19 protein-coding genes and 1 riboswitch are annotated in these 23,234 nt (G+C 56.2%); of the genes, 6 read left to right on the forward strand and 13 right to left on the reverse strand.

Features of this window, described 5'->3' with window-relative positions; genetic code table 11:
* Window positions 1-46: 46 nt before the first annotated feature.
* The 6 genes from P6M73_RS14650 to P6M73_RS14675 all read right to left on the reverse strand — a co-directional run bounded on the left by P6M73_RS14650 (window position 47) and on the right by P6M73_RS14675 (window position 5,999).
* Entirely contained in the window at window positions 47-955 is a 909-nt protein-coding gene (locus P6M73_RS14650) for a dihydroorotate dehydrogenase (RefSeq protein ID WP_277855791.1), read from the reverse strand.
* Window positions 951-1,718, reverse strand: coding sequence for a dihydroorotate dehydrogenase electron transfer subunit (locus P6M73_RS14655; RefSeq protein WP_277853765.1), 768 nt, complete (start codon window positions 1,716-1,718; stop codon window positions 951-953). The genes P6M73_RS14650 and P6M73_RS14655 overlap by 5 nt, the downstream gene beginning before the upstream one ends.
* A gap of 28 nt (window positions 1,719-1,746) precedes the next feature.
* Window positions 1,747-3,027, reverse strand: a complete 1,281-nt coding sequence (locus P6M73_RS14660; protein ID WP_277853766.1) for a dihydroorotase — start codon at window positions 3,025-3,027, stop codon at window positions 1,747-1,749.
* The gene (locus tag P6M73_RS14665) at window positions 3,024-3,896 is read right to left on the reverse strand and encodes an aspartate carbamoyltransferase catalytic subunit (protein WP_277853767.1); all 873 of its coding nucleotides are present in this window, start codon (window positions 3,894-3,896) and stop codon (window positions 3,024-3,026) included. The genes P6M73_RS14660 and P6M73_RS14665 overlap by 4 nt, the downstream gene beginning before the upstream one ends.
* A gap of 424 nt (window positions 3,897-4,320) precedes the next feature.
* Window positions 4,321-4,917 (reverse strand): hypothetical protein, encoded by a 597-nt coding sequence (locus P6M73_RS14670; RefSeq protein ID WP_277853768.1) that lies wholly within the window; start codon window positions 4,915-4,917, stop codon window positions 4,321-4,323.
* A gap of 191 nt (window positions 4,918-5,108) precedes the next feature.
* Window positions 5,109-5,999 carry a DUF6612 family protein gene (locus P6M73_RS14675; RefSeq protein WP_277853769.1) on the reverse strand — a complete coding sequence of 297 codons (891 nt, stop codon included), beginning with the start codon at window positions 5,997-5,999 and terminating at the stop codon, window positions 5,109-5,111.
* A gap of 128 nt (window positions 6,000-6,127) precedes the next feature.
* Between P6M73_RS14675 and P6M73_RS14680 the strand changes: the two genes are divergently transcribed.
* Window positions 6,128-7,312, forward strand: coding sequence for a M20 family metallopeptidase (locus tag P6M73_RS14680; RefSeq protein WP_277853770.1), 1,185 nt, complete (start codon window positions 6,128-6,130; stop codon window positions 7,310-7,312).
* A gap of 395 nt (window positions 7,313-7,707) precedes the next feature.
* Here P6M73_RS14680 and P6M73_RS14685 read toward each other — a convergent pair whose 3' ends face one another.
* A complete protein-coding gene (locus tag P6M73_RS14685; protein WP_277853771.1) occupies window positions 7,708-8,418 on the reverse strand; it encodes a B3/B4 domain-containing protein in 711 nt (236 codons plus the stop codon).
* A 229-nt stretch (window positions 8,419-8,647) separates the two neighbouring features.
* Between P6M73_RS14685 and P6M73_RS14690 the strand changes: the two genes are divergently transcribed.
* Entirely contained in the window at window positions 8,648-9,454 is an 807-nt protein-coding gene (locus P6M73_RS14690) for a hypothetical protein (protein WP_277853772.1), read from the forward strand.
* A gap of 162 nt (window positions 9,455-9,616) precedes the next feature.
* Complete coding sequence (locus tag P6M73_RS14695) at window positions 9,617-10,135, forward strand: GNAT family N-acetyltransferase (protein WP_277853773.1); 519 nt, start codon at window positions 9,617-9,619, stop codon at window positions 10,133-10,135.
* A gap of 314 nt (window positions 10,136-10,449) precedes the next feature.
* Here P6M73_RS14695 and P6M73_RS14700 read toward each other — a convergent pair whose 3' ends face one another.
* Entirely contained in the window at window positions 10,450-11,952 is a 1,503-nt protein-coding gene (locus P6M73_RS14700; protein WP_277853774.1) for a DUF1846 domain-containing protein, read from the reverse strand.
* Between the two features lie 508 nt (window positions 11,953-12,460).
* Window positions 12,461-12,578, forward strand: a riboswitch (molybdenum cofactor riboswitch).
* Window positions 12,579-12,604: 26 nt separating this feature from the next.
* On the opposite strand from P6M73_RS14700, the gene P6M73_RS14705 reads away from it, so the two are divergent.
* From P6M73_RS14705 to P6M73_RS14715, 3 genes are read left to right on the forward strand one after another with little or no spacing between them, the layout of a single operon-like run.
* Window positions 12,605-14,395 (forward strand): aldehyde ferredoxin oxidoreductase family protein, encoded by a 1,791-nt coding sequence (locus tag P6M73_RS14705; RefSeq protein WP_277853775.1) that lies wholly within the window; start codon window positions 12,605-12,607, stop codon window positions 14,393-14,395.
* Window positions 14,396-14,647 (forward strand): MoaD/ThiS family protein, encoded by a 252-nt coding sequence (locus tag P6M73_RS14710; protein WP_277853776.1) that lies wholly within the window; start codon window positions 14,396-14,398, stop codon window positions 14,645-14,647.
* 1 nt (window position 14,648) lies between these two features.
* Window positions 14,649-15,332 (forward strand): HesA/MoeB/ThiF family protein, encoded by a 684-nt coding sequence (locus P6M73_RS14715; RefSeq protein WP_277853777.1) that lies wholly within the window; start codon window positions 14,649-14,651, stop codon window positions 15,330-15,332.
* Between the two features lie 418 nt (window positions 15,333-15,750).
* Here the strand turns inward: P6M73_RS14715 and P6M73_RS14720 are convergent, their stop codons facing one another.
* From P6M73_RS14720 to P6M73_RS14740, 5 genes are all read right to left on the reverse strand, one after another.
* Entirely contained in the window at window positions 15,751-16,974 is a 1,224-nt protein-coding gene (locus tag P6M73_RS14720; RefSeq protein ID WP_277853778.1) for an MFS transporter, read from the reverse strand.
* Window positions 16,975-17,144: 170 nt separating this feature from the next.
* Window positions 17,145-18,020 (reverse strand): homoserine kinase, encoded by an 876-nt coding sequence (locus P6M73_RS14725; RefSeq protein ID WP_277853779.1) that lies wholly within the window; start codon window positions 18,018-18,020, stop codon window positions 17,145-17,147.
* Window positions 18,017-19,381 (reverse strand): threonine synthase, encoded by a 1,365-nt coding sequence (gene thrC / locus P6M73_RS14730; RefSeq protein ID WP_277853780.1) that lies wholly within the window; start codon window positions 19,379-19,381, stop codon window positions 18,017-18,019. The genes P6M73_RS14725 and thrC overlap by 4 nt, the downstream gene beginning before the upstream one ends.
* Window positions 19,382-19,692: 311 nt before the next feature.
* Complete coding sequence (locus P6M73_RS14735) at window positions 19,693-21,510, reverse strand: ABC transporter ATP-binding protein (RefSeq protein WP_277853781.1); 1,818 nt, start codon at window positions 21,508-21,510, stop codon at window positions 19,693-19,695.
* On the reverse strand, window positions 21,510-23,234 hold the full coding sequence (locus P6M73_RS14740) for an ABC transporter ATP-binding protein (RefSeq protein WP_277853782.1): 1,725 nt from the start codon (window positions 23,232-23,234) through the stop codon (window positions 21,510-21,512). The genes P6M73_RS14735 and P6M73_RS14740 overlap by 1 nt, the downstream gene beginning before the upstream one ends.

The raw sequence follows: 23,234 nt of genomic DNA on the forward strand, positions 1-23,234 counted from the left end.
TGGGTGTTGGATAATCAAGTTCTGAGGGTGGTATAGCTCTCCCTGCCTAAATGCGGTGGCTGTAGCCGACTGCTTCGCGGACGGAGCGGAAGCCATACTGCTCCAGGGTCGCCCCCAGAGCATTGATGATGTTGGGACAGACATAGGGATCGATGAAGTTCTGGGTTCCGATGGCCACGGCACTGGCTCCCGCATAAAGGAATTCCAGGACGTCTTCGGCACAGGTAATGCCGCCCATGCCGATGATGGGAATTTTCACGGTGCGGTACACTTCGTGGATCATGCGGATGGCAACGGGTCGGATGGCGGGACCGGATAATCCGCCGGTGGCATTGGCCAGGACCGGCCGGCCGGTTTTCAGATCAAGGCGCATGCCGGTGATGGTGTTGATCATGGTGATGCCGTCGGCACCGCCCTCCTCCACCGCTTTGGCCATGACTTTGATATCCGCCACATTGGGTGATAATTTCATATAGATCGGCTTGTCCGAGACGGACTTGATTCTCCGGGTCAGCCGGGCGGCGACTTCGGGATCCTGACCGAAGGCTATGCCGCCGTGTTTGACATTGGGGCAGGAAATATTGATCTCCAATGCCCCCACGTTGGGAGCCTTCGAGATGCGATCTGCCACATACAGATAATCCTCTTCGGTATTGCCGGCGACGTTGCTGATGATCGGCAGATCATACTGCGCCAGCCAGGCGAGTTCTTCTTCGACATGATCGATGCCCGGATTCATCAGACCGATGGCATTGAGCATGCCCTGGGGCGTCTCCGCGATCCGGGGCATGGCATTACCCCGGCGTGGTTCCCTTGTGACTGCCTTGATCATGATGGAGCCCAGCAGGCTCAGGTCATACAGTTCGGCGAATTCCCGGCCAAAGCCGAAGCAGCCGGAAGCGGGCATCACGGGATTCTTCAGCGAGAGTCCCGGTAAACTGACACTCAGATCAATCATGATACACTGCCTCCCCCAGCCGGAAAACCGGCCCGTCCTTGCAGACCCGTTTGAGTCCCTCCCTGGTCTCGGTCATGCAGCCGTAGCAGGCGCCAATCCCGCAGGCCATGCGTTCCTCAAAGGAAAGATACCCGGTTTTATGGTCCCGGTATTTCAGATCCACGGCTTTCAGCATGAGCCGGGGGCCGCAGGCATATAACACGTCAAACTCAATGCCGTGTTCCTCGATGGCCTGGGTAACCAGTCCGTGAAAGCCGTAGGACCCGTCATCGGTGCAGATCACGGTCTGTCCCAGACTCCTGAATTCCGCTTCGCAGAATACAGAACTCTGATCCCGGAAGCCCAGGACGGTGATGACTTCCTTGCCCGCTTCCTTCAGCCGGCAGCCCAGTTCATACAGGGGTGGAACGCCAACCCCGCCGCCAATCAGGAGGACTTTGTGCGCGTCATCCTGAATCGGAAACCCGTTGCCCAGAGGTCCGATGACCCGGATGGTATCTCCGGCGCGGAGGTCGGACAGGGCTTTGGTGCCTTCTCCCATAATCTTGTAGATAAAGGAGATCTCTTTACGGGCATGGTCGACGGCAAACACCGAAATGGGCCGTTTGAGCAGGAAGCGCTGATCGGGGACTGTCAGATTGAAAAAAGTGCCGGGCTTCGGCATTTCCTCCAGCATCGGAGCGGCCAGCTTCAGCCGGAAGGTATCCCGGGCAATGCCCTCGTGGGAAAGGATCGCAAGATCCCATTGGATTTGTTTCATGCAGTGGTTTCCTTTCGTATTCGATATGCTAATCCAGGATCGTTCCGCCCTGAAGAATAATCCGTCCGGATTTGATGACGGTGTCAACGCGGCTTTTTACCCGCCAGCCGTCAAAGGGTGTATTGCGGCCCTTGCTTTCATGGTCCGCGGCGTGAATGACGTACTCGTCCCGCAGATCGGTCAGCGTCAGGTCCGCCGGAGCTCCTTCAGCCAGTTCCCCGGCCTCCAGGCCAAAGACCTGTCTGGGGCCTTTGGTCATGGCATCAACCAGGGTTTGCAGCGTGATGTACCCCGGCTTGACCAGGTAGGTATAAAGCAGGGGGAAGGCGGTCTCCAGACCCGTGATGCCAAAGGGCGATCCGGCCAGGCCGCGGCTCTTTTCTTCGCTGGTATGGGGTGCGTGATCGGTGGCGATGACCTGAATCACGCCGGTGTTCAACCCTTCGATCAGTCGCAGCCGGTCGATCTCTTCCCGCAGGGGCGGGTTCATTTTGTACCGACCATCTTCGCGCAGGTCCGAATCGGTCAGCAGCAGATGATGCGGACTGACCTCCCCGGAAACGCGGGCGCCCCAGCTCTGGGCCAGCTCCAGCAAATCCACCACGCGATGGGTGGACATATGGCAGATGTGGTAGCGCGCTCCGGTTTCATGGGCCAGGAGCAGATCCCGCGCAGCCTGGACGTCTTCGACGGAGCGGCTGATTCCGCGGTGCTTGTGCTGACGGGCATAGAGGCCGTCATGAATGTATCCGCCATTGAGCAGACTTTCATCCTCGCAGTGGGCAGCGATCACCAGATCCTGTGCCCTGGCCAGCTGCATCGCCTGACGCATCAGGCCGTTATGCTGCAACCCTTTGCCGTCATCAGACAGAGCCACCGCGCCCGCTTCCTTCAATGCCTGAAAATCGGTCAGTTCCTCCCCCTTCTCGCCGGCCGACAGGGGGGCGTAGAACCGGACATCCAGCGGAGCATCCTGGGCCCGAAGCACCATGTCCGCCATGCGCTGGGGCGTGTCCGGACAGGGCGAGACATTAGGCATGGCAAACACGGTGGTATACCCGCCCTTAACAGCGGCCCGGCTGCCCGTCCGGATCGTTTCCTTATCGGGAAAACCGGGCTCCCTCAGATGGACGTGAGGGTCAATGAAGCCCGGGGTGACCAGCATGCCGTTGCAGTCAATCACCTTCCAGCCTGCCTCCGGCCCGATCTGGGAGGCAATCCGGCTGATTTTCCCTGACTGCAGGAAAAGGTCCGCCGAAATAAGTTCATTATCGCGGCGGATCATTTTTGCGTTCGTGAGTAGAATCATGCCCGGTCCAGCGCCCGTTCGATGACTGCCATCCGGGCGTAAACTCCATTATCCATTTGCTTGAAGATCCGGGATTTCGGGCTTTCCACCAGATCCGTATCGATTTCCCAGCCGCGGTTGAACGGAGCCGGATGCATGATGATGGCATGGTCTTTCATTTCCGCGTAGCGGGCCTTGCTCAGACCATAGTTTGCCAGATATTCTTCCTGAGTCATATTCATGCGGTGCTCATGGCGCTCATGCTGAACCCGCAGCAGCATCACCACATCCACCTTGCCGAAGGCGTCATCACAGTCGATGTAGTCGTACGCCGGATCCTTCAGCGGTTCCGGAGCACAGATGAACACGTCCATGCCGAGGCGGCGCATGATTTCAATATTGGTTTTCGCAACCCGCGAGAAGCGGATGTCGCCGAGAATCAGAACTTTCAAGCCTTCCAGCTTGCCGAATTCCTGGCGGATGGTGAGCAGATCAAGCAGGGACTGGGTCGGATGGTCACCGGCACCGTCGCCCCCGTTCATGATGGGGATATTGATCTTGCCGACCAGCTGTTCGTAGTATTTCTCTTCCGTGGCGCGGATGACGACTCCATTGACGCCGATGGCTTCAAAGGTCTTCACCGTATCATACAGGGTTTCACCTTTCTTGATCGAGGAGGCTTCCGGATTCAGATTGATATCCTGGATGCCCATCTTCTTTTCGGCCATAATGAATGAGTTCTGGGTTCTGGTGGACGGTTCGAAGAACAGGTTGGCAAACACCATGTTGGCATAGGTCTTTGTCTCCCCCTTTTTGAAATCCTCCGCGCGATCCAGAAGATGCATGATTTCCGAGATTTCCAGTTCCTTTAAGGTGGTTAAGTGTTTCATGATTATTTCCTCCCTGTGAAATTTAAATTCATGATTTGCAATCAAAAAGACCTCTTTTTACCCGCGGGTAAAAAGAGGTCATAACGACACACCAATGGTATTCGAATGGGTTCTCTTTTCAGCCTCACGGGACTGATTTAAAGCTTTCCCTGTCATTTTAATCGCTGGAAGAACCCGTGTCAATAGCGACCGGACTCCCAATATCTCCGGAAAACAGTCTGAGATTCCTCTGAAACTGTGACACCAGCCCACCCCGGCTCATTGCCAGAAAATTTCAACCGAAACTTTTTTCACATCGGCTGCGCATTCCTTGATCAGCCACGTCTTTGTTCCGAAGAAAAATCTTCTCAGATCAGAGGTCTCTCAAAGAAAATCGCTTCGGCCCATTCGGGATTGGATCAGGCAAACGTTACTTCGTTCGTTTCTACTGATCCTTTGAATGGGGTTTCATCGGATCCTTTGAATTGGACCTCATCGAATCCTTTGACTTTGGTTTCCTGCGATCCTTCGACTTCGGCTTTTTTCGATCCGGGGATTCCGGGAGAACAAAGTCCAGCGTCTGGTCCAGCAGGTCCAGGGTCTGCAGCCTTTCCTCCTCCATCTGAGCGGTGCTTACCGGGAGACTGGACTCCGTTGAAGCGACTTCTTCCATCAGATGATCCATCGTCAGAATGTCCCGATTTGATTCGGCCGGCTTTGGTCGGACAGACAATGTACGAGCCTTCCGTTTCACTTTGGGTTCCCCTGCTCCGGGTGTTCCGCCCGGTGCTTCATCGGTTCCGGCCTCTTTCACCGCCGGTTCTTTGGGTGAACCCAACCGGGACTGTATCCTGTCCTGGTCTGTCGTCGCCCGGGACTGCCTGGTCCGGGCTTTTTCAAAAGCATCGATCAGAGTATAAAACCCGGGAATCACGGGGATCGGGTCATAGGACAGCCGGACGCCGGAAGTGGGCGGCTCCTGTCCTGACCGTTCGGGATCCAGCCGGACTATTTCATCATCAAAGGTCCGGTAGAATGTCAACGGCTGACTGCTCCCGGGTTTTTTTCCGGTCTTTTTCTCAGTTTCTTTCCTGGCTTCTTTTCCGACCTTTTTCTTTCCTTCTTTCCTTGGCTTTTTTCATTCCTGCTCCCTGCATCCGGCTGGGCAGACTTCCCTCTTGGGGGAAATCAGTTCAAAAGAGGCTCTCTGCATCCGGCAAAGAGCCCTCGATGCTAAGGTGCCGGGATCGTCATTTCCTTGGCATCTTTTGCTGCGCTGGGCAGTTCGAAATCCGGTACCTGGTTAAAGTCTGAATAAACCATCTTGATGTCGGCATCGATGCTCATTTCAGCCATCTTCATTTTCATTGTCATGTAGGTTTCCGTGTTGCGGTATTCCTGATCCAGAAGCATTTCCATCTCGTAGCTGATCTCCAGATCCTCCAGGTCTTCCATTCCCTCAGGCACGGAACTGTCCGATCCGGGCGTTCCCAGCTTGGTCAGTTCATCCATCGTCAGCGGCCGCCGGGTCTTGAGGCGGTAGCCATCCGCCGTGGATTCAAAGACAAACATATCCTGGAATTCAATTTCACTGATCTGCTTAAGGGATTCTTCCGGTGGAATCTCTTCGGTGTCAATCTTGATGTACGACCAGGAACCATCTGGCATCTTAGAATAGACTTTCTGATCCACCATGTACGATTCCACCTTCACACCGGCGGCCTCGGAAACCATCTTGTATTTGCTCTCTTTCGGGAAGAAATCCATGACGGATGTCGATTTGGTGGTCTGTCCCATGACCTGGGTGGTGGACGTGGTGGTCATACGGTAACTGTCAAGGGACGACATCCAGGCTGCCGATTTCAGGAAGGCGGTGGAAACCGGTCCGCTGCCTGTACCGGAGGCAGAGGTGGTGGAAGGAACGGTAGCCGGCTGAGTCGCAGGGGTGGTGACTATGGCCGTGGTGACGGGGGGCATGGTGGCAGGCGCGGATGTGGCTGGCAGAAGGGTCGATGGTGTTGTGGTGCCGGATGCTGCGGCGGTGCCCGTCGTGCCTCCGGAACAGGCCGTGAAGGTCAGCGCTGTCAGCGCCGTTGCGATCAGAATTCGAATCGTTTTCTTCATACTGATTCCTCCTCTGGGGATGCGATGGCCGGGGTTCGCGGCGAATTCATGAAACTTGGTCACAGGTCATGATTTCTCGTGCTCGGCTTATGATATTATTATCCTGTATAATGATTAAGAATCTATGAATGAGCAATAAAAAGGTCATGGACCGAAAGGAAATAATCATGAGTCAGGTTTCAGGGATGCTGAAGGATCTGGTCGAGCGAAGGAGCGAAAACCCACCGGGTGAAGAAGCGGCAGTCAGTGACTGGATGGAGCAGTATCTGACCGACCGCGACATTCCATTCATCCGCCAGGAAGTGCTCCCCGGACGATGCAATCTCGTTGCCCGCCTGGAGGGCGATGATCCCCACCCCCTGATTTTCACCGGCCACATGGACGTTGTCCCGGTCAGCCCGGCAGAACGACACCGCTGGCACAGTGATCCCTACCAGGCCATGATCCGAAACGGCCGGCTCTACGGGCGGGGCGCGACCGACATGAAAGCCGGTCTGGCGGCAGCCCTGGCTGCCCTGTCCGCTCTGAAGGCATCCGGCATCCGGCCGCCCCACGATATTCTCCTGGGCGCCACCATCGATGAGGAAGACCGGATGCGGGGCTCCGCCGCTATGGTTCAGGCCGGACTGATCGGCACCCCGGCCGGAGTGATTGTCTGTGAACCGACCGGGCTGGCCATCTGCTCCTCCAGCCGGGGCCGAACCTTCGGCACCCTGCAGTTTCAGGGTCAGACCGGTCATGGCTCGGATCCGGGGAGCAGTCTCAATGCCATTGACCTGGCCTATGAGTTCATCCGGGAAATGAAAGAAGTCCGGTTCCCCCAGGAACCCGGCGACGGATCCGACCGCACCTTCTGGCAGGCTCTGTCCATTCAGGCCGGGGTCGAACCCAGTGTCGTGCCCGATCAATGCCGGCTCGGGATTGATGCCCGACTGGCCCTGGGATACTCTCCCACCGGGATCTGGGAGGAAGCAGACCGGATTGTGGAACGGCTGAAATCCAGATATCCCGCCATGATCTGTGAGATCATCCGTGAGGATGAACGGGAACCCTGGACCACCAGTCCAACCGATCCCTTCCTGGTTCAGTTCGAGCATTCCTGCCGGGAACTGGGACTTCCCGTTGAACATCGGACCTTTCCCGGGACCACCGATGGCACAAAACTCCGCCGGTCCGGCTGTCCCTGTTTAATCGTCGGTCCCGGTGAACTGGCTTTGGCTCATCGTGAAAATGAATCCGTCGCCCTGGCGGAGGTGGAACAGGCCGTTCTGCTGTATCAGCATTTCATGGAGCACTTTATGGGGAACCGATAGGTTCCCCTTCTATTATTTCTATTTCTTTGTATCTCACGGCTATTTATCGATGAAACCATCCGTCCGGAACCAATCAAACATCCGGTCGATGCAGGTCGGGTTATTGTTCAGTGGGCCTCTCTCTGTTATACAGTCAAATCCCATTGTCCGCCCCTGAGGGACTCCTCAGCGGCTGTTGTTGATTTTTTGAAAGATTATGCATGAAAAAGCGCACTTCAGGGAGATTTTCTGCTGATATTCTGATTCATATGGAATTCAGCTGAAGAATTTCAGGGTGAACTTGTTTTTGACATACCCATCTTCTATTTTGATTGTATGCGCTTTAATTGATTGCAATATTTCTTATATTTCCCAATTGAAAACCGCTCAATTGAAATGATCCGAGAAATGAAATTTTATGCCTCCGGCCGAATAAACTCAATCTCCGGCTGCTGCCGGTTGACCCGGAACACCTGAACTTTGCCGCCCAGCCGATCCACCACCAGCTGCTCAATGGCAGCCATGGCCCGATCCAGAGCAGGGTCCCCGGCAAAGCCGGCCAGCTGGAAAAAGACCCTGGTGGTGGCTGTCGTTACTTTTCCCAGCTCTGACTGACGCCAGACCCATTTGCGGGTCTGTACCTCATGCCCTGATGCAAACACCATTTCACCGGCTTCCACAGCCTCCCACTGCGTCTCGCCAAAGGGCAGGAACATATCTCCCGGGCGGCTGAAGCGCACTTCCAGGTTCTCCTTGATGTCGTTCAGGTCGTGTCCGCCCAGAGACAGAGTCTGTTCAATGGAGACCGCATTGGCCAGATCCACCAGAGCATTGATGAAGGGCAATCGATTGCCTTTGGCTACGCGCTTGAGCATCGCTTCCACCGAGGGCGTGAATTTATTGGGATTAATGCCCGCCTTCTGTAATACTTCCCGATAGGCTGCAACCGTGGGCAGGCTGCGGATCTCCTCCGCTTTGCACCGGGTCTCCAACGCCTCCTGGGCCTCTATGAACCGGGCCTGATCCGCCTCATTGGAGGGGGTGACTTTCAGATCGGTGGCCAGAATAATGCCGAATTCCAAGTTGGGTGCAAGGTCAAAAATTGCTGGATCAACGATATACTTCATGTGGTATCCTCCGATATTAATAATATGAACATATTGTATCACCATGCAGATAGAATGTATATTATTCACTCTCATAAGCATTAGACCGCCAATTTTCGAAACGAAATTGATGGTGAAATATCTTTTTTATTAAATAATTCATTTTTTAACGTTTTTATATTGCATAGTCTAATGAAAAGTATAATAATTATCTTATATAGAATAGATATATAAATGGGAGGTGCAAAACATGAGCCGAAACTACTTTTTAGTCCGATTGAAGCCCGGCGGAATCGATCGAACCGAAGAATGCCTGAGAGATAATAAAATAGCTCTTGGCTGGAGCAAGACAGGTGACATCGCGGAAATGAGCAAAGACGAAGTCCGCGATAAAATGGAAGCAGAATACAATTATACCGGGATGGCTCTTTCCGGCAATCTGACTTCACTGATGACGCTGCGCGACCGGATCCAGACCGGAGACCTGGTGGTGACAGCCGATGGCCCCAACATCAGCGTGGGCGAAGTCAAATCAGAGTACTACTTTGATGAGGATGCCGCCAAAGAAGATTATGGCCATCAGCGCAAGGTCCAGTGGATTCTGAAGAACATTGACCGCAACGACATCCCGGATGAATTGCGTCAGGCATTGCGCGGTCAGAAAGCGACCTATCAGATGAAGAACGTTGAGAGCACGCTCGAATTGATGGTATCACCGGATTTTGACACTGCGACCCTGACAGCGCAGAAACCGAAAAAGAAGCGCGGCCGCCCCACCAAGGCAGAAAGCGAAGCCCGCAAAGCGCTGCTTGAGGCCGAAAAGGCGAAGAATCCGCCAGCTGCCCAGTTTAATCCCGCTGACGCGATCTTTAACGAGAACGTCCGTCTGGTCAGCCAGAATTACCTGCTCCGTCCCGGAGATGACGACACGGAAAGTGTATGGGTTCGCTTCTCCTTCCCGGCCGATACGACCAAGGAAGAGGCTGCCCGCATGGCTGCATTCGTCAGCTCCTGCTACTACTCCGAACAACCCGCTCCCAAGCCAACCGAAAACTAGGGTACACTCATACAGATAGAAGAAGGTAAGCATAGAGCTGTCGCCGGACAGCAGCCGAACGGACATCGCAGAATCTTCGACAGATTTGCGGTGTCCGTTCGATGCGTCTTTCGGACGCAAACCGATGCAAAAACAAACCGCCCCACTGTCAAGGAGATTGAAATGGAACCGATTGAACTGATCACGAGCCGCCTGAGGCTGAGAAATTACGCCAGCGCCGATTTAGACTTTGTCATGAGTATGTGGAACGATCCCGAGATGGGCAAGTATATGCCAGATCCAGCTTATGACGATATCGACGAGTCCTACCGCAAAGCCCTGAATGAACTTCAGGACGATGAGGAGTGCCGTTATCTGATCGCTGAACGCTCCGACACCGGTGAGCGGATCGGCGCCTGCAGCTTCCTGCCCAGCCCCGACGGCCGGATCTATGATCTGGGCTACAGCGTTCACAGCGATCACTGGAACCAAGGGTATGCCACCGAAATGGCTCAGGCGATGATCGATCATGCCCAAGCCAACGGAGCCGAAAAAATCACCGCGCCGGTCCACCAGGAGAATATCGCATCCAATGCCGTGATGAAAAAGCTTGGCTTCACCGTCATCGGAGAAACTTCCTGCAAAAAATACGGCACCGGCCGCCTGCTCCCGGAATACCTCTATGAGCTGAGCCTTTCCTAAGGCTTCTCTCAGACTTTGGCAAGACTATTCTAAGACTATTAAAGACCGTTCTTGGGCTGTTCTTAGACTTTCCTGAGCCGGTTCCGGGGCTTTCTCAAGACAATACGTAGTTCCCCGGGCAGATTCAAAGCAGAGCAGCCTTTCAGAATCAAGTGAATCAGGAGAATCAGGAGAATCAGGAGAATCAGGAGAATCAAACGAACCCACTGATTCAACCGATTCGAGACATACACAAAAAAAGGGAGCTGACGCCCTCCGGTCATCCGGTGTGGGGTCAGCTCCCGTTGTTCGCTTCGGTCTGTTAACGGCTGTGCTTAGTTGCCGTAGAACAGTTTATCGGTGGCATAGTCATCGTCTGAAGTATAGTCGATGCCCAGGGCCCGCAGCGTTTTCTCATCATTGGTATTGAGAATGGTCGTGGAATGGAGGTTGGTTCCGTCCAGCTGGTCGATACAGGCAAATGCCGCCTGAGCCGAAGGATTGGTCGCGGCGGACATCGACAGCGCAATGAGGATTTCATTGAGGTCCAGCAGCTGCTCCTGCAGGTGGGAGGTCTTGCGCTTGAGCTCGCCAATGGGTTTTAAGACGACCGGCGAGAGCAGATAAATGTTGTCAGTGATGCCAGCCAGGTATTTCAGGGCATTCAGGACGCAGGCAGCGGTGGCCTGCATCATGGATTTGCGCTTTCCGGTAATGATGGTTCCGTCCGCCAGCTCCAGGGCGACGACTGAAACATTTTCCACGTCGCTGCCTGTCATGGTAGCGGCCAGGCTGCGGGCAGCCGGCACAACCAGCCGGTCAGCTTCCGCCAGGCCCATTTTTTCCATCAGCATGCGGCTGCGTTCGAAGGATTCCAGATCGACCCGGCCTTTCTTGTAGTCAACCAGCGCTTTGAAGTAGCGTCGGATGATTTCCTGATTCGCCGCCCAGGAGACTGCTTCATCGTCAAAGATTCCAGTACTGATGCAATTGACGCCCATGTCGGTGGGGGACTGGAAATCGCTTTCCCGGCCGGTTATCTTTTCCAGGATCCGCTTGAGGATCGGGAATGTTTCAATATCCCGGTTGTAGTTCACCGCCATCTTGCCGTAGGTTTCCATATGATAAAAATCGATCATGTTCAGATCTTTCAGGTCCACGGTGGCTGATTCATAGGCCACATTGACCGGGTGCTTCAGGGGCAGGTCCCACACCGGGAAGGTTTCGAACTTGGAGTATCCCGCAATGAGCCCGCGCTGGGCCTCATGATAAAGCTGCGACAGGCAGGTCGCCAGTTTTCCGTTGCCGGGCCCCGGGGCCGTGACCACGACAATGGGCTTTTCTGTTTCGATGTACGGATTGATCCCATATCCGGCTTCCGAAACGACGGTATCAATGTCCGAGGGATATCCGGCAATTGCCCGGTGAATAAACACCTTGATGCCGCGCCGATCCAGCTTGTTGACAAAAATCTTGGCTGCCGGCTGGTCAGCATACCTGGTGAGAACAACGCTGTTCACCGGAATGCCATGGCTCTTCAGATCGTCAATGAGCTTCATGACTTCCATGTCATAGGTGATGCCCAGATTTTCGTTGATTTTGTTCCGCTCAATATCGCCTGCGTACATGCAGATGATGACCTCGATCTGGTCCTTGAGCCGCCTGAGCAGCTCCACCTTGGCATTAGCATCGAATCCCGGCAGCACCCGCTTGGCGTGCATGTCGTTGAAAAGCTTTCCGCCGAACTCCAGGTACAGCTTGTCGTAATTGTGTACCCGTTCCAGAATGAATTTAGACTGTTCCTCCAGATACTTCTTTGAATCAAACCCTACTTTCATCGTTTTGTTACCCCTGTTTTTCTTCGTCGTTGTGAAACCTGACAGCAATTTTAAAAATACAAACTCATTCTATATGATAACCCCATCCATGCTCCCTTTCAATGACAAGATGAAAAAATCTCACTGTCTTTTTAAGGTCTTTCGCTTGTGTTTTTTCCGCACTGATTCCAGTGGTTTTTCAATCCGGAGCATCCCTGCAGATCTGTACAATATCATCTTCTCATTACCAATGAGAAGATTCCCGCGGCGAAGGGAATTCCGGCAGCTGTGGACATTGCCTTGACCAATACCAGACACCCGGCTGTGGGCACTCCCTTGACTGAGGACAGTCCCCCGACTGAAGCCAGTCCCTCGGCCGCGGACTTTCCTTTGCCTGAGGGATACTGTCGTTCCAACCGGGAGTCAATGATTGACTTTCTGTTAGGTGAAAGGAAGTTTTTTCAGCTAAATTGGTTTCAAGATAACCATTTCACTTGATACATGCTAAAATAGTAATGTATTCACCATGAATATTTCCACTTCCGAGTCTGACGCGCTAACGAGTTGTTTCCATGCGCTCAGACCGTCAGGGTACCGGGGGAAACCCTTGTGCCTCCCGCGTTTGGAAAGGATCTGGAGTAAAGCAATTTACCAGATGAAGGAGTGTGGAAAAATGAACGGTTACTTTGGAAAACTCTTGCGAGTCAATCTCACAACGGGTGAAGTCAGGGTGGATCCGCTGGATCCCAACACCTGCATGGACTACATCGGCGGACGCGGACTGGGTACAAAGCTGTTTTATGAAGAGGTGGGTCCCCTGGTGGAACCGCTGAGCGAGGAAAACAAGCTATTCTTCATGACCGGTCCTCTGACCGGAGCGGCAGTTCCTACCGGCGGACGCTACATGGTCATCACCAAGGCTCCCCTCACCGGCACCATCGGATCCTCCAACTCCGGCGGCCACTGGGGTGCTGAGCTCAAGTACGCCGGATACGACGGACTGGTGGTGGAGGGTAAATCGGCCCATCCGGTCTACCTGGCCATTGAGGATGATAAGGTCGAAATTCGCGACGCCAGTCACCTCTGGGGGAAAGTCGTTTCCGAAGCCACGGATCTGATGGCCCAGGAAACATCTCCCCGTACGAGAGTCCTGTGCATTGGCCCGGCGGGAGAGAAACAGTCCCTTCTGGCCGCCATCATCAATGATGTCTACCGCGCCGCGGGTCGCTCCGGGGTGGGTGCCGTCATGGGTTCCAAGAACCTGAAGGCCATCACCGTGCGGGGCACAAACAAAGCCCCCATTGCCGATGACGCGAAACTGAAGGAAGCCAACCGCTCCGCTCTCGAGAAAATCCGTGCCAACGGCGTTACCAGCACCGGCCTGCCCACCTATGGCTCTGCTGTTCTGGTCAATATCATCAATGAGAACGGAATTCTTCCGACCAATAACTTCCAGGAATCCCATTTTGACGATGCCGAACAGATTTCCGGCGAACTGATGGCCGAGAAGTATCTGGTCCGGCGGGATCCCTGCCATCACTGCCCCATCGGCTGCGGCCGGTATGTCCGACTTGACGGCTGGGAAGGCGGGGGACCGGAATATGAAACAGTCTGGTGCTATGGCTCCGACTGCGGCGTCAAGGACTTTGAAAAAATCATCCTGGCCAACAAGTGGTGCAACGAGTATGGCCTGGATACCATCTCTGCCGGCGCCACCGTAGCAGCAGCCATGGAACTGTACCAGAAAGGCTACATTAAAGACGAAGAACTGGACGGCGTCGGTCTGGCTTTCGGCGATGGCGACGCCATCGTGGAATGGACCAAACGGATGGGCGAGCGTCAGGGGCTGGGTGCCCGGATGGCAGACGGTTCCTACCGCCTGTGCGAAGCCTACGGTGTGCCCGAGCTGTCCATGACCGTCAAGAAACAGGAACTCCCCGCCTACGACCCGAGAGGCGTCCAGGGCCAGGGCCTGTCCTATGCCACCAGCAACCGCGGCGGCTGCCATGTCCGCGGCTACCTTATTTCACCCGAAATCCTGTCCATGCCGGTTAAGATGGATCGGTTTGCCACCGCCGACAAAGCGGCCATGACGAAAGTCTTCCAGGACCTGACCGCCTGCATCGACTCCCTCGGAGTTTGTCTGTTCACATCCTTCCCGCTGGGCGCACCGGATTATGCCCAGATGTTCTCCGCTGCAACCGGCGTAGAAACCAGTGCCGAAGAACTCCTGAAGAAAGGCGAGCGGATCTGGAATCTGGAAAAAGTATTCAATCTGAAAGCCGGCATCACCCCGGAAATGGATACCCTTCCGCCACGGCTTCTGGAAGAACCCATTCCGGAAGGCCCCTCCAAGGGCGAAGTCACCCATCTTGACGTCATGCTGCCCGAATACTATGAACTGCGCGGCTGGGACAAGGGCGTGCCTACCTCCGAAAAGCTCCGAGAGCTGGGACTGGAATAAATGGTCACCGAATCCTCCGCCAACCAGACCTTCCTGCTGGTCAAGCTGTTCGCGACCCTGCGGGAAGGCCGGCAGAAGACCCTTCAATTCCCCTATCATCCCGGCCTGACTGCAGGCGAGATCATCGACGCGCTGGCTATCCCCCATGAAGAAGTGGCCATTCTGCTCGTGAACGGCCGGGACGCCGGATTTGACCGGATCCTCCAGCCCGATGACTACATCTCCCTGTTTCCCCCGGTAGGAGGAGGATAGAATGGAACGCTATCAAAAGAATGAACAGGCACTGAGCCCGGCTGAAAACCGGGCTCTTCGCCAGAAAGCCGTTGTCATCGTCGGTCTGGGCGGACTGGGCGGCTACGCAGCGGAGTTTTTTTCAAGACTCGGCGTCCGGCGCCTGACACTCATCGATCATGATGTCTTTGTCCCCACCAACCTGAACCGGCAGCTCAATTCCTATCCCGACCGTCTGGGTGAGAGTAAGGCGGAAGCGGCCAGGGAACGAATCAACCGCGTCAACCCCGGCATCGAAGTCATCGCGCATCAGACCGAACTGACGGCGGCCAATGCCGCCGACCTGCTGACAGGTCATGACCTGATCATGGATTGCCTTGACAGCATCCAAGCCCGGCTGATCCTGGAGGATGCGGCCGAAGCACTGAACCTCCCCCTGATTCACGGGGCCATCGGCGGGTGGACCGGGCAAGTCAGCGTGATTCTGCCCGGCGATCAAACCCTGCACCACTTGTACCGCAATCAGACAAAGGTTTCCGATTACTGGGGCAACCCGGTATTCACCGCGTCCGCCATCGCCTCCATTCAGGTCAGCGAAGCAGTGAAAGTCCTCCTTGACCGCGATGATACCCTGCACCGCAAACTCCTGGTGGCGGACTTCTCCCTCCCCGAATTCATCATTCTGGATCTTCCTGCGGCGGAATGAATCACTGCGCGGCTGCACCAGCGAGGTCCTTCTCTCCCATGGAGAAAGCTCCGACCGATGCCAAAGCTTTCAGCCGCCAGAAACTATCAGCCGCCAGGAACTTTCAGCCGAATGAGCTTTCAGGTGATCCGATCGATCCGATCGTTCCTCTGTCCGGTCCTCTTACCAAACAGGCCGGTCCTCCGGCCAAGACAAAAAAACAGAGACAGGCAAGCCCAATGGGTTTGCCTGTCTCTGTTTTTTGCAGTTCTGTTGAATATCTTCAGCTCCCTTGATTCATGGGAACATCATGTGACTGCGGCATCGGTTTTCATAAGACCAACTTAGGTTACTTCCTGGATCGCTTCTTGGATTATTTCTCTAAGAACCTCTGATCGAGCTGCTTTCTGCTCCATCCGGTGATGCAATTGGACATTCTTCAGGCCCTGCGGGGCTTCTTCGGAACCAGCCAGACATAGGTCAGAACCATGGACATGGCGTACATAAGGATCGTCCAGGCGAAGAGCCAGCCAAAGGCAGTCAGCAGACCGGCGGGTCCGAAAAAGCTGCGGAACACACCGGAGAAGGTTGCAGCCAGAGCCCAGCCGATGTTCCAGCTCATGGCATTGAGTGCCGAGAACATGGGGCGGTCACCCTGAGGGAGCTTGCTCATGGCGAAGGCGCTGAACACTGGTCCGGCCGCATTCATCAGGGCACCGCGGGTGAACAGGGACAACACCACCAGGAAGAATGCCGGGGAGTATCCCAGCATGACCAGGAATGGCAGGCTGGCGGACTGCACCGCTACGACCGCTTTGATCTGACCCAGCTTGCGCACGATCCAGGGCTGAATCAGGACGGTGGCTGCCGTGGCCAGGGAGGTCCAGCCAAACAGGCTGCCCAGCTGGCCGTAGTCAATCCGGAACTTGGCTTCGATGAAGAGATTCAGGTAGGGAATCGTGGCCCCCGCCCCCAGTCCGACCAGAACGTTGGGGATTATGAGCTTGGCCATGAGGACCTTGTCTTCCACCTTGAACGCGTCAAGCCGGTTCAGCGAGGCCGCCGGCTGGTTGGGCTGGTTCTGAATCAGGAAAATCGGCAGGGTGCCCACCAGCTGGAACACGACCGCAACCAGGATAGCCGCCCGGACCGCCGCCAGCGAATCAGCCGGCACGCCGGCGTAGCGGGCATAGAGCGTCGGGATCTGCCCGCCCAGCAGGTTGCCCAGAAAGCCCGCGCCGGTCATCAGCGCCATCTGCAGGGAGAATAAGGGAACCCGGTTTTCTTCCGTCGTTTCCGCCGCCATGAAGGGGGAACTGGACACCATGACCAGTGCACTGCCCACCCCCTGGATGAAGGAACCGGCCAGGGCCATGGCTGCGCCATTGGACAGAGCCAGCACCAGCATGCCCGCCACGGCAAGGAGGGATCCCAGCTTGAGGGTCAGCACCTCGCGCAGCCGCCGGGCAACCAGCACCGCCGGAATGGCGATGACCGCCGACACAAAGGCCGGGAGCGCATTGATCAGTCCCTGCATGCCGCCGTCGAGCCCCAGAGCCCGCAAATAAAAATTTAAGAAAAGCATCGTGAAGGCCTGCCCCATCCCAAAGCTGAAGGATGCGGTCAGAAACAGCCAGATTCTGCGTGAAAATTTCCAATTCATACTAATACCACCTGTATTCCAGTCTCGAAATCCAGTATAGCACGATCCCTGCTCTTCCCCTGACAGTACAGCCGCCGAATCTGATATCATTCCCTCCGCGGAATGTCTGGAAAGGGCCAGGGCGGAACGACTGTCCCGCTCTGGCCCTTTCCTTGGCTGCGCTCGATATTCTATTCCGCCAGGACTTCTGTCCCCTGAGACGCCGCCCTCAGGGTCAGAATCCGGCAGCTGGGGATCCGCCCGTTCAGCTCGGCCGCAAGGGCCGGAGCCTGTTCCGACATGACGGGGATGATGCAGGTGGGGCCGGCTCCGCTCAGGAAGATCGGATCGCCCTGCTGCAGGCAGTGATCCCACAGCCTGCCGTAGGCTTCATCCAGCTGCCGGATCAGCGGCAGCCGGTATTTCTGATGGAGTTCATCATGGAGGAGTTCCGGCAGCTGATCGGTTTGACCAAGCCTCAGAGCCTCAGTCAGCAGAATGACCCGGGACAGGTTGGACACGGCATCCCGATGCCGGATCATGACCGGGATGGCCGATCGGGCACCGGCGGTGGAAAACTCAAACGGCGGTATGATCGTCAGATACACCAGGTCCGGATGCGGCTCGATCCGGTGATGGAGAATCCGGGTGCCGGTATCCAGGGAAGCGGTCAGAGCGCCGGTCCAGGCCGGCACGATGTTGTCAGGATGACCCTCGATTCGGGATGCCGTCTCCAGCACCACCGCGTCCTCCAGGGGCCTGCCGTTAAGGGCCAGAGCCGCGCAGACTCCGGCCAGGATGCAGGCAGCGGAGGATCCGAGTCCCCGGGATTCGGGTATGGCGGCCGCAACCTGCAGCCGGAACGGCACTTTCTCCAGCCCCAGGATTTCGCAGGCCAGATTTCTGGCGCCAAACACCATATGCGTGGCCAGTTCCCGGTCTTCTCCGATCAGCGCATCCTGCGCACCTGGTTCGATGACATATTCGTTGTACAGGTCCAGCGCCAGGCCCAGGGTGTCATACCCGCAGCCCAGGTTGGCCGATGTGGCCGGAATTCGAAGCTTCATCTGACACCTCCCATAAAACGGAGAAACTCTTCCCGCATCTCTTGCGGATCAATCGTCCGGTCAAACCGCACGGGCCGCTCCAGGATTCCAGCCAGAGCCGGGTGAACCGGCGCAAGGCTCGACAGATACGCCAGGGCTTCCCGCTCCTCCTGCCGCTGACCGGTCAGAGCTTCCTGAATCACCGCCGGGAACTTGAAGGGACTGGCTGTCGCCAGAATGACATGATCCGCCGGTCGGCCCAGTTGGTCCCAGGCTGCCCAGGCGCAGGCCGTATGGGGATCCATGAGGTAACCGGCTTCCTCATACACTGTGCGGATCGCTCGCTGCACCTCCTCTTCGGAGGCAGACTGCGCGTCGAAATCACGAAAAGATGCAGGATCCGCCTGATAGAATCCCTGATCCCGCAGCTCGTCCATGAACCGGCGGGTTTCCTGCGGGCCAAAGCAGTGGAACAGCAGGCGCTCCACATTGGAGGAAACCAGTATGTCCATGGAGGGAGATGAGGTTTTCACCAGGGGACGCCGGCGGTCATACCGCCCGGTCCGGAGGAATTCCTCCAGTACCCGGTTGTCATTGGTGACGGCAATCAGCCGTTTCACCGGCAGACCCATGGCCTTGGCGTACCATCCGGCCAGAATGTCGCCGAAGTTTCCGGTGGGAACCAGGAAGGACAGCTCGCGCTGACCCAGCTGGCGGGACGCTTCAAAATAATACGGAATCTGGGTCAGGAGCCGGGCGATGTTGATGGAATTGCAGGAAGAGACGCCCTGGCCGGAAAATTCCTGCAGAATCGCCTTGACGCCCCGCTGGGCATCGTCAAAATTGCCGCGGATGGCCACCACGCTGACGTTGTCGCCCTGCTGCGTCTGCATCTGCAGTTTCTGCAGATGGGATACGCCTTCCTCCGGGTAAAAGACCATGATTCTGGTGCCCGGCTGATTCCGGAAGGCTTCCAGGGCGGCTTTTCCGGTGTCCCCGGAGGTTGCGGTAACATAGACTGTTTCCCCGCCGCCGGTCAGTGCCTCCAGATGGGGCAGCATGGTCAGGGCCACATCCTTGAAGGCCCCGGTCGGTCCGTGAAACAGCTCCAGAAATGTCCCGGCATCCGTTTGGACCACCGGAATGGGGAACGCCCGGTAATTCTCCTGAAGCGCCCCGGCCAGTCCGGCCTCCTCCAGCTCCGGCACAAAAGCCCGGAGTACGCCCAGCGCTGTCTCCCAGTAACTGTCCGCCGCAGGCTTCGGATCCAGGACCGGCAGTTTTTCCGGCACAAACAGCCCCCCGTCACTCGCCATGGCTCGCTTCATCGCCTGGGCAAAGTCAACGGGCCGGCCTGATCCTCTGGTTGAAATAAATTTCATAAAATCCCTCCCGGTCATCAATTCCAGTTCAAATCATGGTTTTTGGTTCATCCGTTCCGCCGACCGTCTCAGTCCGGCAGTCATCTGATGACTCCCTCGACCGGATCGGCGGAATGTTGTCCTTGAATTGAATTATACCTCAATCCCACGCTCAGCGGACAAGTGTATCTGACCTGAAACAGCTTTCCTAAGATCTTTGCCATATTCTGCAGCTTTCGCCGCGATTCGAAAAGCCACCCGGAACGCTCCGCATTCCGGGTGGCTTTGTTCTGACATTGTGAAGGCCGGTCGACCTGGAACTTGCTCCCGGTCTATCCGAGTTCTTCCGTTCCCTGGTTCAGCCGGTAGTAGCGGCCCTTCTGGCGCATCAGTTCGTCATGATCGCCCCGTTCGACGATTTCGCCGTTTTCCAGGACGATGATGGCATTGGCGTGCCGGACGGTGGACAGCCGGTGGGCGATGACAAAGGTGGTCCGGCCCTTCATCAGCTGATCCATGCCGCGCTCAATGAGCTGCTCGGTTCTGGTATCGACGGAGGATGTGGCTTCGTCCAGAATCAGAACCACCGGATCGGCAATGGCCGCCCGCGCAATGGACAGGAGCTGACGCTCGCCCTGGGACAGGCTGGTGCCGTCATTGCCGATCACCGTATCATAGCCGTTCTTAAGCTGGCGGATAAAGCCGTCGGCATTGGCCAGCCGGGCTGCCTGGATGACATCCTCATCCGTGGCGTCCAGCCGCCCGAAGCGGATATTTTCCTTGATCGTACCCTCGAACAGATGGACATCCTGGAGCACCATGCTCATGACGCTGCGCAGGTCGATTTTGTTGATTCGCCGGATGTCGATGCCGTCAAAGGTAATGACGCCGTCCTGAATCTCATAGAACCGGTTGATCAGATTGGTAATGGTGGTCTTGCCGGCGCCGGTGGATCCCACCAGAGCGATCTTCTGTCCCGGCTTGGCGTAAAGAGATACATCCTTCAGAATCGGTTTGTCTTCGACATACTGGAAGTCGACGTTGTTCAGGCGCAGATGGCCTTCCACGGGGACATACTCCAGGCTGCCGTCGGTGCCCGGAACAGTCCAGCACAGTCCCCGGCCGCCGCCGCAGTCGTTCTGCAGGCGGACTTCGCCGGCCACGTCCTCTTCCCTGCCATCGAGCATTTCAAAGATTCGTTCGGCTCCGGCGATGGCCGCGAGTATGGAGTTCATCTGATTGGATACCATGGTGATGGGCCGGGATACGGTGCGGGTGTACTGCAGGAACGCGGAGATATTGCCCAGTGTCATGGTTCCGGCCATGACCCGGCCGGCGCCCAGAATGGCAATCACCGCATACTGAATGAATGAGATGTTTCCCATCAGCGGCATCAGCATGACGCCGTAGGCCGCCGCCCGGGAAGCGGATTCGCGCAGATGGTCGTTGATGTCGTTGTACTGGGTCATGGCCCGGCCTTCATAGCCGAACACCTTGACCACTTTCTGAGCGGAAACCATTTCCTCCACATAGCTGTTCATGTCCGCCATCACGCTCTGACGGTCCCGGAAATAGCGGGACGACCGGCCGGCCACGATCTTGATGAGGTATAGGGAGAGCGCCATCATGATCACCATGACCAGCGTCAGCATCGGCGAGAGGAACACCATCATCAGAAATGTACCCACCACAGTAATCAGGGAGGTAATGACCTGTACCAGACTCTGTTCCAGCGCCTGGCTCAGCAGGTCCACATCATTGGTAAAGGAAGACATGATGCGGCCATGGCCCTGGGAGTCATGGTAGGCGACCGGCATCCGCTGGATCTTGGCGAACAGCTGGCGGCGGATGGTATGGATGATTTTCTGGGACAGCCGGGCCATGAACAGACTTCCCAGATACTGGCTCACAGCGATGCCCAGCACCAGGGCCACCATGATCAGAAGATACCAGGTCAAAAGGGGCAGGCTGCGGTCAATGGTTACGGCATCGATGATGGGGCTGAGTATGCCGTTGGCTGCCACCTGGAACACTGTGCCCAGGATGACCAGGATAATGCCGGCGGCGAAGAGCAGTTTATGGTCGCCATAGTAGGATAACAGGCGGCGAATGGTTTTCCGCGGGTTGGCGGGCATCATTTTCTGTTTCATTATACGGCCAGCCCCCTTTCCTGTGACTCGTTGATTTCGCGGTAAATCGGAGACGTCTCCAGGAGCTCCTGATGAGTTCCCTGGCTTTCGATTTCACCCTTTTCCATGACAATGATGCGGTCGGCATCCTCGATGGAAGAAATGCGCTGGGCGATGATGATGGTGGTGACATCCGCCAGATTCTCCCGGAAGCTGCGGCGCAGCTTGGCATCGGTGGTCATATCCACCGCGCTGGTGGAGTCATCCAGAATCAGAATCCGGGGCTGCTTAACCAGGGCCCGGGCAATGGTAAGGCGCTGTTTCTGACCACCGGAGAAGTTGGAGCCGCCCTGCTCCACCGGATGGTCCAGCCCGTCGCTGTACTGGGAGACAAATTCCCAGGCCTGAGCCCGGCGCAGTGCTTCGATGATCTCCTCATCGGCGGCGGTTTCATCGCCCCACTGCATATTGCTGCGAATGGTACCCGTAACCAGGGTATTCTTCTGAAGCACCATGCCGATGCTGTGGCGCAGTGTCTCCAGGTCATAGTCCCGGACATCCTGACCTCCAACCAGCACCTGACCGGCACTGGCGTCGTACAGCCGCGGAATGAGCTGGACCAGGCTGGTTTTGGCCGAGCCGGTACTGCCGATGATGCCGATGAGCTGGCCGCTGGCAATGGACAGATCGATGTGCTTGAGGACATCGTTGGAATTTCCGGGATAGCGGAAGGACACGTCTTTGAATTCAATCTGACCATCCGCGACTTCGCCTACAGGCGACTCGGCGGAGCGGATTTCCGACTCGGTTTCCAGCACTTCGATGAGTCGGCCGGCGGAGGCGGTGCCCCGGGTCAGCATCATGAAATACATGGACAGCATCATCAGCGCCATCATGATCTGCGTGATGTACGTCACAAAGGCGATGAGTTCGCCGGGCAGCATGGTGCCGGCCATGATCTGCTGACCGCCGAACCACAGGACCGCGCCGATGCAGGCATAGATCACCAGATTCAGCACGGGCATGAGCACCATGATGAGATTGACTGCTTTCAGGACCATATCACGCAAACCGTCATTGCGCTGGGCAAAACGCTCCTCCTCATGGCTCTGGCGGTTGAAGGACTTGACGACGCGGATTCCGATCAGGTTTTCCTGCACAATCGCGTTGAGATGGTCCACCCGTTCCTGAATCGCCCGGAACATGGGGTTGGCGTATTTGAGAACAACCAGCAGGATCACGATAACCAGCGGAATGGCCACGGCAAATACCAGGGACAGTCCGGGATTAAAGGAGATGGCCATGATCAGGGCCAGAATCATCATGAAGGGAGCCCGGATCGCCATGCGCAGGCTCATCATGGCCACCTGGGCGAGCATGTCGGCATCGGCGGTCAGCCGGGTAATCAGCGTCGGTGGATTCAACACATCCAGATTGGCAAAGGAGTAGTTCTGAATCCGGGCAAAGGCCTCCTTGCGAAGTTCGGCGGCAAAGCCAAATCCGGCCCTGGCGCCAAAGAAGGAGCTGACCACGCCCATGAACAGCCCAAACAGAGCCAGGAGAATCATCAGCAGGCCCATCCGAATCACATAGGCCATGTCCTGGTTTTTGATGCCCACGTCAACAATGCGCGACATGAGCAGCGGAACCAGAATATCCGAGGCCACTTCCAATATCATCATGATTGGACTGAGAATGGCGTATTTGCGGTATTTCTTCATAAATGGCAATAATTTTTTTAGCAT

Source organism: Anaerococcoides asporogena, from assembly GCF_029590275.1.
GTDB lineage: Bacteria > Bacillota > Clostridia > Clostridiales > Clostridiaceae > JG1575.

Coding starts and splice junctions, on each gene's coding strand:
- P6M73_RS14660 (WP_277853766.1), bottom strand. CDS start 3,027: ATGATTCTACTCACGAACGCAAAAATGATCCGCCGCGATAATGAACTT.
- P6M73_RS14710 (WP_277853776.1), top strand. CDS start 14,396: ATGGTCACCGAATCCTCCGCCAACCAGACCTTCCTGCTGGTCAAGCTG.
- P6M73_RS14700 (WP_277853774.1), bottom strand. CDS start 11,952: ATGAAAGTAGGGTTTGATTCAAAGAAGTATCTGGAGGAACAGTCTAAA.
- P6M73_RS14655 (WP_277853765.1), bottom strand. CDS start 1,718: ATGAAACAAATCCAATGGGATCTTGCGATCCTTTCCCACGAGGGCATT.
- P6M73_RS14665 (WP_277853767.1), bottom strand. CDS start 3,896: ATGAAACACTTAACCACCTTAAAGGAACTGGAAATCTCGGAAATCATG.
- P6M73_RS14675 (WP_277853769.1), bottom strand. CDS start 5,999: ATGAAGAAAACGATTCGAATTCTGATCGCAACGGCGCTGACAGCGCTG.
- P6M73_RS14680 (WP_277853770.1), top strand. CDS start 6,128: ATGAGCAATAAAAAGGTCATGGACCGAAAGGAAATAATCATGAGTCAG.
- thrC (WP_277853780.1), bottom strand. CDS start 19,381: ATGAAATTTATTTCAACCAGAGGATCAGGCCGGCCCGTTGACTTTGCC.
- P6M73_RS14695 (WP_277853773.1), top strand. CDS start 9,617: ATGGAACCGATTGAACTGATCACGAGCCGCCTGAGGCTGAGAAATTAC.
- P6M73_RS14725 (WP_277853779.1), bottom strand. CDS start 18,020: ATGAAGCTTCGAATTCCGGCCACATCGGCCAACCTGGGCTGCGGGTAT.
- P6M73_RS14690 (WP_277853772.1), top strand. CDS start 8,648: ATGAGCCGAAACTACTTTTTAGTCCGATTGAAGCCCGGCGGAATCGAT.
- P6M73_RS14735 (WP_277853781.1), bottom strand. CDS start 21,510: ATGAAACAGAAAATGATGCCCGCCAACCCGCGGAAAACCATTCGCCGC.
- P6M73_RS14740 (WP_277853782.1), bottom strand. CDS start 23,234: ATGCTAAAAAAATTATTGCCATTTATGAAGAAATACCGCAAATACGCC.
- P6M73_RS14720 (WP_277853778.1), bottom strand. CDS start 16,974: ATGAATTGGAAATTTTCACGCAGAATCTGGCTGTTTCTGACCGCATCC.
- P6M73_RS14685 (WP_277853771.1), bottom strand. CDS start 8,418: ATGAAGTATATCGTTGATCCAGCAATTTTTGACCTTGCACCCAACTTG.
- P6M73_RS14705 (WP_277853775.1), top strand. CDS start 12,605: ATGAACGGTTACTTTGGAAAACTCTTGCGAGTCAATCTCACAACGGGT.
- P6M73_RS14715 (WP_277853777.1), top strand. CDS start 14,649: ATGGAACGCTATCAAAAGAATGAACAGGCACTGAGCCCGGCTGAAAAC.